The organism is Asticcacaulis sp., from assembly GCF_020217185.1.
GTDB lineage: Bacteria > Pseudomonadota > Alphaproteobacteria > Caulobacterales > Caulobacteraceae > Asticcacaulis.
Map to the genome: position 1 here is coordinate 1 of NZ_JAIWNX010000181.1, position 10,000 is coordinate 10,000.

8 protein-coding genes and 1 pseudogene are annotated in these 10,000 nt (G+C 61.4%); 3 read left to right on the forward strand and 6 right to left on the reverse strand.

The genetic code is table 11. The features are described 5' to 3' along the window. The 4 genes from LDL37_RS08935 to thrB all read right to left on the reverse strand — a co-directional run. Positions 1-1,192 (reverse strand): RNA polymerase sigma factor region1.1 domain-containing protein (locus LDL37_RS08935; RefSeq protein WP_290796964.1); only part of this gene is annotated, 1,192 nt, incomplete at its 3' end. Positions 1,193-1,297: 105 nt separating this feature from the next. Further along, positions 1,298-3,244: a DNA primase gene (gene dnaG / locus LDL37_RS08940; RefSeq protein ID WP_290796967.1), complete on the reverse strand. Its 1,947-nt coding sequence runs from the start codon at positions 3,242-3,244 to the stop codon at positions 1,298-1,300. Positions 3,245-3,368: 124 nt separating this feature from the next. After that, positions 3,369-3,944: a hypothetical protein gene (locus tag LDL37_RS08945; RefSeq protein ID WP_290796968.1), complete on the reverse strand. Its 576-nt coding sequence runs from the start codon at positions 3,942-3,944 to the stop codon at positions 3,369-3,371. A 74-nt stretch (positions 3,945-4,018) separates the two neighbouring features. Beyond that, the gene (thrB, locus tag LDL37_RS08950) at positions 4,019-4,984 is read right to left on the reverse strand and encodes a homoserine kinase (RefSeq protein WP_290796970.1); all 966 of its coding nucleotides are present in this window, start codon (positions 4,982-4,984) and stop codon (positions 4,019-4,021) included. A 271-nt stretch (positions 4,985-5,255) separates the two neighbouring features. On the opposite strand from thrB, the gene LDL37_RS08955 reads away from it, so the two are divergent. Next, entirely contained in the window at positions 5,256-6,263 is a 1,008-nt protein-coding gene (locus tag LDL37_RS08955; protein WP_290796972.1) for a cysteine synthase A, read from the forward strand. An 11-nt stretch (positions 6,264-6,274) separates the two neighbouring features. Here LDL37_RS08955 and gcvA read toward each other — a convergent pair whose 3' ends face one another. Continuing rightward, a complete protein-coding gene (gene gcvA / locus LDL37_RS08960; protein WP_126422323.1) occupies positions 6,275-7,237 on the reverse strand; it encodes a transcriptional regulator GcvA in 963 nt (320 codons plus the stop codon). Between the two features lie 84 nt (positions 7,238-7,321). On the opposite strand from gcvA, the gene LDL37_RS08965 reads away from it, so the two are divergent. Beyond that, a complete protein-coding gene (locus LDL37_RS08965) occupies positions 7,322-8,419 on the forward strand; it encodes an NAD(P)/FAD-dependent oxidoreductase (RefSeq protein WP_290796974.1) in 1,098 nt (365 codons plus the stop codon). A 150-nt stretch (positions 8,420-8,569) separates the two neighbouring features. Further along, the gene (locus LDL37_RS08970; protein WP_290796976.1) at positions 8,570-9,499 is read left to right on the forward strand and encodes a TraB/GumN family protein; all 930 of its coding nucleotides are present in this window, start codon (positions 8,570-8,572) and stop codon (positions 9,497-9,499) included. Between the two features lie 2 nt (positions 9,500-9,501). Here LDL37_RS08970 and LDL37_RS08975 read toward each other — a convergent pair. Continuing rightward, positions 9,502-10,000 (reverse strand): annotated as a pseudogene (locus tag LDL37_RS08975) (threonine synthase); the annotation flags it as partial.

Sequence of the window (10,000 nt, forward strand, 5' to 3'; positions counted from 1 at the left end):
ACTGAGGATCAAGCTCGCGGTGGTAGTAGTTCTGCAAAAACTCTTGTCTGGAAATGCCGTAGGAGTCGGCCAGACGCAGCAGGCGGCCTTCCAGCGACATCAGGCGCTTGTTGATCGTATAGAGCTGTTCGACCAGCGCTTCGATGCGCTGATTGTTGAGCTTCAGCGTCTTAAGGTGACGGGTGATCGCCGAGGTGACCTCGTCATAGGCCACCTTATCCGCCGGATCGACGGGCGACCCTTCGAGGCGCGCGCCCAGAATGCGCTCCTGAAGGCTGCGATAGGTTTCAAACTCACCGGCAATGGCGTCTAGCGTCGCCATCACGCCTTCGCGCAGTTCCGATTCCATCGCCGACACCGAAGGCCCGGCGCCGTCGTCGAAATCGTCTTCCTCTTCTTCTTCCGGCTGAGGCTTCTTCTCTTCCTCATCCATCGGGACGTAGTCGTCTTCGTCCTCGTCGTCGCCATCCGCCTTCTTTTTCGGCTCCGGCTTTTTGGCCTCAACCTTAGGCTCCGGCTTCGGTTCCGGCTTCGGCTCAGGGGCTTTTACGACGGGCTCAGGCGCGCGCATGGCGATCGGCGCGTCGGCGTCCTCTTCTTCGGCGTCGTCATCCAGCGCTCCCGGAGGCGGGCCTTCCGACGGGCCGCCGCCATAGGTGCCTTCGAGGTCGATGATTTCGCGCAGCAGGATACGGCCCGACTCCAGTTCTTCGCGCCAGATCATGATGGCTTCGAAGGTCAGGGCCGATTCACACAGGCCACGGATCATGGTGTCGCGACCGGCTTCGATGCGCTTGGCGATGGCGATTTCGCCTTCGCGCGACAGAAGCTCGACTGAGCCCATTTCGCGCAAATACATGCGCACAGGGTCATCGGTGCGGTCGTAGGACGAGGTCTTTTCGGCGACGACCACGCCGCCCGTTTCCTCGCGGACCGCGATTTCGCCGCCCTCCGTCGCTTCCTCTTCAGAATCGACGACATTCACGCCCATCTCGGTGAGCATGGCCAGGGTGTCTTCGATCTGCTCCGAAGTAAACTCTTCGGACGGCAGCACCTTGTTCAGCTCGTCCATAGTGACGTAGCCGCGGGCCTTCGCATTCTTGATGAATTTCTTGACGCCGGCATCGGTCAGGTCGAGAAGGGGGCCGTCAGAGGGCGTATCGGCTTCGGGTTTGTCCGTCGCTGTGCTCATCTATCTCTCCGCCCATGACGCAGCCGTCATGAGACCTTGGAACCAGATGCGGCATTTTTGCCGCACCAAACCTATATTTACGAAGAAGATCAACGAAGTCTTAACCTAGACGTCGCTTTCCGCTTCAAAAATTTGTCCGCTTTTCAAGGCTTTGCGCAAACTGTCGCGTTCCTGCTTGGTCCGGACGAAAATTTCAGCATCAAATTCTGCCGAAGCGTCGTCACGGGCTGCCTTCAACGCACGATCCAAGGCCGTCAAACGCGCGAACGCATTGAACGCTTTGATCCAGCCGGCCTGCGCATCTGCGAGAGTTGTGTCCTGTGCGAGGATTGGCGAGGCCGATCTGAGGGCCGCCTTCTGTATCTCGCTCAACAATGCGCCGAAACCTTGATTTTGCAGATGGCGGTTCACAGCGCCTGAGTCAAGGGGGCTTGTGGAAAAACTTAAAGCGACCAGAGCGCGTACCAGTCCGTCAAGCGCCGGATCGCCAAGTCCATAGGATTCCAGCGCTTCCATATGGTCAAACATCCAGTCGGGATGATCGAGCAGACCCTGCGCCAGTGCCGCCGCCATCGGATCGAGCGCCTTCGACAGGGCGCGGGCGGCCTGTTGACCTTCCGGCGTGGCGATGGTCGGTGGCTCGATCAGACGGCCTTGCGCGTCGCGGCGCGGAAAGCGCCCGCGGGCCTGTGCGCCCTGAAAACCGGCCTGAAATCCCGGCTGAAAGGTTTGTGGCTGACGCTGGAACAGGGCGTCGTAGCGCGCCATCAGATCCTGCCGATAGGAGTCGGCCAGGTCCTTGTCCTCGATCTGCGCCGCCAGTGCCCGCAACCGCTTGCGCAGGCCGGCCTTGCGCTCCGGCGTATCGAGCGGCTCCAGCTCCAGTTCGCGTTTGAACAGCACCTCGACAAAGGGCTGGGTCTCGCTGAGGGACTCCCGCAGCGCCAAAGCGCCCTTTTCGCGCAACACGTCGTCCGGGTCCTTGCCGCCGGTGATCAGGCAGACCTTGAACGACTTGCCCGGCTTGAGCTTGGGCAGGGCGCGGTCCAGCGCCCGGTTGGCGGCGCGCATCCCGGCCTTGTCGCCGTCGAAGCACAGGGTAGGCTCCGGATGGCGCCGCCACAAAATGTCGATCTGTTCTTCGGTCAGGGCGGTGCCCAGTGGCGCGACGGCGGCGATCTGTGCCCGCTGACAGGCCAGCACGTCCATATAGCCTTCGACCACGACCAGTTCCGGCCCCGTCTGGCTGGAGCCGAGGATTTTCAGCGCCTTGGGCAGGCCGTACAGCAGCGACCCCTTGTGGAACAGCGGGGTTTCCGGCCCGTTGAGATATTTGGCTTTTTCGTCCGGATCGAGCGCCCGCCCGCCGAACGAGACGATCTTTGAACGCGCGTCCTCGATGGGGAACATCAGGCGGTTGCGAAAACGGTCATAGGGGGCCTTGTAGTTTTGAGGTTGCCCTACCGCTTCGCTGTTTGAGGGCCGGATCTCGATCAGCAGGCCGCATTCGACCAGTTCGGAAACCTTGGCGCCTTTCTGCACCAGCGCGTCTTTCAACGCCGTCTGCTCTTTCGGGGCGTAGCCCAGACCGAAATGTGCCACGTCCTGATCAGACAGGCCGCGCTTTTTCAGATAGTCACGCGCGGCCCTGGCCCCCGGCGTGTTGTCGTGCAGGCGGGCAGCAAACCAGCGGGCCGCCAGTTCCATCCAGTCGTTCAGCGATTGTCGTTTCTGTTCGGCCTGCGCCGCCTGCGGCGTCTGCACCGGCAGGGCCATGCCGGCTTCGCTGGCCAGCCGTTCGACCGCTTCGACAAAGCTCAGACGCTCCGTCTCCTGAAGGAAGGAGATGATGTCGCCGTGCTTGCCGGAGGAAAAGTCATGGAAGAACCCCTTCTCGTCATTGACGTAGAAGGAAGGTGTTTTTTCCTTGGAAAACGGCGACAGGCCGACCCATTCGCGGCCATTGCGGCGCAGCTTGACCGCCTTGCCAATGACCTCAGACGGCCGCAAGCGGGATTTCAGTTCTTCCAGAAAACGATCGTCGAAGCGCACGGTTTACATATACGCCTTGCACCCGGAAAGAAAAGAGAAAGCCTTACAGGTGGTTTTGAAAATCAGGTGGGGAAAGCGGCTTCTTGAAACGCGCTGGCCTCTGGTGGGCAGTGATAAAGCCCACCTACGGCAGCGGCGGACAACCGTCATCACGGATCATGCCCGCACAACGCACGCCCGTCAGGTCATTGACCCAGCCCGTGGTACCTTTGGCGCGCTTGATTTTGATCCACATGACCGGCTCAGGGCGGTTTTGTGAAACCGGGTCCCAGGCGATTTCGGCAAGGCCGGGCTCTATGTCAGACTCAGCCCAGCCCAGGCGCTGCCCGGACCGCCACAGTTCCAGCCAACCCTCTCCCTGATAGCCAATGATGTAAACAACATCACCCTTGGCAAGTTCGTTGGCTTGGCTGTTGGGTTCGACCACGACACCGCGCAGGGGAGCGAAATGGAACTCCCGCTCGACGACGTCCGCCCATTCATTGGCGCGCAGCGAGCCAATCTTGCGCGCCTTGGGAGTGGGGCGATCATAGACCGGGACGGGCCGCGTCCACTGCAACTTCCCCGACAAGGCGCAGGCTTCTCCGGGACAGGCCCCCTTGTCGATAAAGACGCCATGGGTCAGGGGAGGCGGGATGTTGGCGACGGGTTTAGCCGGGGTTGAGGCCAAAATCAGCGCGGCCAGCATACTCAGTACCATGGCGACGGTCTCCCACCCTTCCGGTTCACCCGGCACCAGTCAGTGGTCTCACGCCTTCATGAGGGCGTCAACACTCAGAAATAGGCCTGCCCTGAAGCGAGGGCACGGTGATAGTCCAGCCTCCGGTAAAAGGCTTCCGGGTCCTTCGGTTTGACCACCCAAGAGGGATCATGGTTCAGCAGGTCATAGAGCCGCGTCAGGGTGAAGCGTACGGCAGACCCGCGCGCGAATAGCGGCAGGGCCGCGACTTCGGCCTCTGACAGCGGGCGCTCATCGTGATAGCCATTAACAAAAGCGGAGATCATGTCGGGCAGGGGCTGGCCGCCCGGTGTAAAGCCCCAGGCGTTCAGCGCCACGGCCAGATCATAGGCGTAGAAGTCGGTGCAGGCGTAGTAGTAGTCGATCACGCCTGTGACCTGCCCCTCATCGTCCATCAGCACATTGTCGGTGAAATAGTCGGCATGGATAGCCCCCGACGGCAGATCGGAGGGCCAGCGCGCTTTCAGCCACGCCACTTCGTCGCGGAAATCGGCCAGCACGGCTTCGGCACGCGCCGATTGCGCAGCCCGTGGTTCGCAACGGCTGATCAGGGCATCCCAGTGCGCAATGCCCATGCTGTTTTCGCGGGTCTGGGGGAAATCCGCTCCTGCGGCGTGCAGTTTGGCCAGATATCGACCGGCCGAGGTAGCGTGCCGCGTATCCGGATTGCGCGGCCAGCGACCGGGCAGCCACTTGATCAGGGCGCACGGCTTGCCATTGATGCGACCGACCGTCGTCCCGTCTGTCATGATGGCTGGCCCCGGCGCCGGATAGCCCTTGCGGTCCAGATGCAGGGTGTAGTCCATGAAATAGGGCAGGTCTTTTTCGGGCGTCGCGGCCTCAAACAGGGTCAGGGCATAGAGGCCGGTCGTCGTTTCGACCTTGAAATTGGTATTGGAAACGCCCTCTTCGATGCCTTCCAGATGGATCAGGTCGCCGATCTCATAGCGGCTCAGATAGGCGCGGGCCTCTTCCAGAGATACCTTGGTGAAAACGGCCATGTGCCCGAATGCCTCTAAAGTCTTGTCTCGCTCTGATGCTCAGGCGAGGGGACAAGCCTATACGCAATGCGACGCCCTTTCGACAATAGGGCCGTTCATATAGGGCCCTGCGTCATTCGCGTCGTGGTCCGAAGATTGACCATCCTCAAAGCCTTGCCCTATAAGGGGCCGCGCCGATCTGTAAGTCGCGCTAAACCCGCCGGTAAGAATCTATCGCTTGGGATTGGCGACTAAATCTCATAGGCGCAAAGGCGAAAACAGGAGTTGTTTCGTGGCCAGGACCGTTTCTTCCGTACTCGACCTTGTCGGCAATACGCCGCTGATCCGCCTCAAACGCGCGTCGGAAGAGACCGGTTGCGACATCTATGGCAAGGCGGAATTCCTCAATCCGGGGCAGTCGATCAAAGACCGCGCCGCTCTGTGGATCATCCGGGATGCCGAGGCGAAGGGCCTGCTGAAGCCCGGCGGCACGATTGTCGAAGGCACGGCGGGCAATACCGGTATCGGTCTGGCCATGGTGGCCAATGCGCTGGGGTATAAGGCCGTCATCGTCATTCCGCGCACGCAGGCGCAGGAAAAGAAGGACGCCATCCGCATGTTGGGGGCGAAGCTCATCGAGGTCGATGCCGTCCCCTATTCCAATCCGGACAACTATGTCCGCTATTCCGGGCGTCTGGCCGAAGAACTGGCGAAGAGCGAACCGGGCGGGGCCATCTGGGCCAACCAGTTTGACAATGTGGCCAATCGTCAGGCCCATATCGACGGTACCGCTCCCGAAGTCTGGGCGCAGACCGACGGCAAGATCGACGGCTTTATCTGCTCAGTCGGGTCCGGCGGCACGCTGGCCGGCATGGCGCTGGGGCTGCGCGCGTTCAATCCGGCGATACAGATCGGTCTGGCTGATCCGTTCGGCGCGGCCCTGTTCAGCTACTACACGACGGGCGAACTGAAATCCGAAGGCACCTCGATCACCGAAGGCATCGGTCAGGGACGCATCACCGCCAATCTGGAAGGTTTGACGCCGGACTTCACCTGTCAGGTGGCTGACGAAGAGTGGCTGCCGGTGCTTTATGATCTTGACCGCTACGAAGGCCTGCTGGTCGGCGGTTCGGCGGCGCTCAATGTCGCCGGCGCGATCAAGATGGCCAAGGCGATGGGGCCGGGCAAGACCATCGTCACCGTCCTGTGCGACTATGGCAACCGCTACGCCTCGAAGATTTTCAACGCCGAATTCCTGAAATCCAAAGGCCTGCCCGTCCCGCCGTGGAGCGAGGGGTGAACCGGAGGGATTTAGATTCCCTGCGCGGCAAAGACCGGTCTGTCCTGCGGCTGAGCGGAGGCGTGGCCCAGATCACGCGCCTGCGCCCGCAGCCAGTCCATGAAGCGCACCTGCGCCATCGACGGTTCGCGCGTTTGCGGCCACACCAGATGATAGCCGAAGCTGACCGGCGCATCTTTTTCGTTGAACAGGCCGCGCAGACGACCGGCGCGCAGATCGGCCTCGGCAATGGTGCGCTTGGCCAGAGCCACGCCGCGTCCGGCGACGGCGGCCTCGATCACCATATGGCTTTGGTTGAAGCGCGGCCCACGCGAGGCGTCGATCTCATCGGCACCGTGCGCCTTGAGCCACATGGCCCAGTCGGGATCGGACGGATCGAGGTCAGAGGAAACATCGTGCAACAGCGTGTGGTGCGCCAGGTCCGCGGGCTTGCGGATCGGCGCCGCCTCATACAAGGCGGGCGAGCAGACGGGCAGGACCGCTTCTTCGAGCAGGTGCTCGACATTCAGCCCGTTATAATTGCCGGTGCCATAGCGGATGGCCAGATCAATATCCGAGACCGCAAAATCGGTCGGGGCCATGTCGGCCGACACCCACACGTCGATGTCCGGATTGGCGGCCGAAAAATCACCCAGACGCGGCATCAGCCATTTGGCCGCGAAGCTGGGGGCCACCGACACGGTGACGCGGCCCTTCTGCTGCGTCTGACGCATGATGCGCGTCGCTTCAAACATCTTTTCAAAGGCTTCTTTGAGGATGATCGAGGAGGCCTTACCGGCGTCGCTCAGCACCACACGGCGGCCGTCGCGCACAAACAGCTCGACACCGACATGCTCTTCCAGCAGACGGATTTGCTGAGAGACGGCACCGGGTGTAACGAACAACTCCTCGGCGGCGTGCTTGAAACTTTCGTGGCGCGCGGCGGCTTCGAACACCCGAAGCGCCGACAGCGGCGGCAGACGGTCACGCGACATTGAAAACTATCCAATCTAAACCCAGCGCTCTATATAGCGCATCCATCGTTTAACAAATCTAATCTTTGCGTTCCGGAGACAAAAATGAGTGACGCGCACCCGTCCCCCGCTATCGAAGTCCTCGAAGCCGGTCAGGCCTGGGAAACCGATGCCGTGATCATCGGCGCGGGCCCGGTGGGCCTGTTCGCCGTGTTCGAACTGGGCCTGCTCGATATCAAGGCGCACCTGATCGACATTCTCGACAAGGTGGGCGGTCAGTGCGCCGAGCTTTATCCGGAAAAGCCTATCTACGACATCCCCGCTTGGCCGATCATCACCGGTCAGGAAATCACCGATCGTCTGCTGGAACAGATCGCGCCGTTTGGGGCCAAATATCACCTCGGTGAAATGGCTGTGGCCGTCGAAAAGCTTGAGCAGGATGACGGCACGACCAAGTGGAAGGTGACAACCGATCAGGGCACGTCGGTCATCGCGCGCTGTATCCTGATCGCCGCCGGCGGTGGCTCGTTCCAGCCCAAAAAGCCGCCCATCCCCGGCATTGATGGCTTTGAAAACATTGGCGCGGGTATTGGCGTGCACTACGCCGTGCGCAAGATGGAAGCCTTCCGTGGCAAGCGCATTGTCATTTCAGGCGGCGGGGATTCGGCGCTCGACTGGACGCTCAACCTGCAACCCATTGCCGAGCGCGTGACCCTGATGCATCGCCGCGACGACTTCCGCGCCGCTCCGCACAGCGTGGCGCAGATGCGCAAGCTGGTCGAAGAGGGCAAGATGGACCTGATCATCGGTCAGGCCACAGCCCTGTCCGGGGAAACGGGCCACAAGCTGACCGGCGTCACCATCGAAGACAATGATGGTAAGGAAATCCACATCGACGCCGATACCTTCCTGCCCTTCTTCGGCCTGACCATGAAGCTGGGGCCCGTGGCGGAATTTGGCCTTAACCTGCACGAAAACCTGATCCCGGTGGATACGGAAAAGTTCGAAACTTCGACGCCGCAAATCTTTGCCATCGGCGACATCAACTACTATCCGGGCAAGCTGAAGCTCATCCTGTCGGGCTTCCACGAAGGCGCTCTGGCGGCGCAGGCCGTCTTCCGCTACGTCTTCCCGGACAAGAAGCTGCGCTTCCAGTACACGACCTCATCGTCGGACCTGCAAAAGAAGCTGGGCGTGAAGTAGCCGGGCTCACCCCTGCGTCCGGAATTGGGTGTATGTGACCCCGTCTCAGTTCAAACTGAGGCGGGGTTATCGTTTGCTCCCGTTAACCGGTGCAGGGTCCGTGACTTAACCGTTACAAAACTGTTGCCAAATCGCGCCACAATTCGACGTATGAAAGTCTTTCGTCTTTTCCTGCTCAGCCTGTGTGTTGTTCTGCTACCTGTTACCGCCTCGGCGCAGGAGGATTGGGCGGATGAGGTCGTGGTGCGGGGCAGGGCGGCGGTCGGTCCGGCCTTGTGGCGCGTGTCGGATGACGACAGTCAGGTCATCATTATCGGCGTGCTGCCGGTGTTTCCTAAAAAGCAGGTGTGGAAGACGACGCGTATAGAAAATGCCCTGCGCGGGGCCAATGGCCTGATCACGCCACCGGACAACAGCACGGGCCCCGGCGACGTATGGTCCCTGATGCGCAACAAGGGTTTGCCGGATGGCGGTCGGCTGAAAGACGCTCTGACCGCTGATCTCTATGCCCGTTATGAGGCCACGGCGCGCCGGGCAGGTGTCTCCACCAGAGATTTTGCCAAAGACAAACCGGTCTGGGCCGGGGCGCGGTTGCGCCGTGAGGTGCTGCAAAAATATGGCCTCAGTGAGAACGAGCCCCTGACGACGATCAGGCGTCTGGCGCGCACGGCCGGCGTGTCGGCGCGCGCGGCCGGGCGTTACGACAGCGGGCCCTTGTTCAAGGCGGTCAATGCCATGAGCGAAGAGGCGAGCGAAGCCTGTCTGCGCTATACGCTGGACGATATCGACTTCGATATGGATCGGGCACCGCGCGCCGCTCAGGCCTGGTCTGTAGGCGATATTCCGACGCTGCGCAGCCTCTATCAGGGCTCGGTCCTGATGAAATGCCTGTCGGGATCGCCCACCGCCACGGCGACGCTCAATCGCAGCATTACCGACTCCGTTAGTGCGGTCAGTGACGCCCTGAACAAACCCGGCAAAACGGTAGCCGTCCTGCCCTTAGGCCAGTTGTTGCGCAAGGGCGGCGTGCTCGAAAAGCTGCGCGCCAGAGGCTACCGGGTGTCAGCCCCTGAAAATTGAAGCTAATCGATCCACTCGATAAAGGCCTTCACCGTTGTCACGGCTGCGGCGACGTCGGCGGGCATTTCGGTCAGGGTTTCCGTCAGACCATAGAGATCGGTGATGGCGTCAGGGGCCTTGGGCTCAAAGCCCAGCGCCTCGGTCACAAAGGCTGGGAACTTGGCCGCGTGTGCCGTGGACAGAACGATCTGTCCGCCCGTGGCCTCGCCGGTTTCGCGGCGGGTCAGGGCCGCCGAAAGCGCCACGGCGGTGTGTGGGCAGATCACCTGACCCCAGCGCTCATAGGCCTGCTTGATGGTGGCCCTGGTCTGTTCTTCGGAGACGGTCGAGGCCGAAACTTCAGATTTCAGGGCCTCTTGCAGAGGAGCGGAAAGCGCCACCTCACCCGATTGCCCAAAGGCATCGAACAGATCGCGCGTTGCGTCCGCGTCACGGCCGGAAGCCTCAAAGACCAGCCGTTCAAAGTTTGACGGCGCCTGCACGTCCATCGAGACGGAGGCG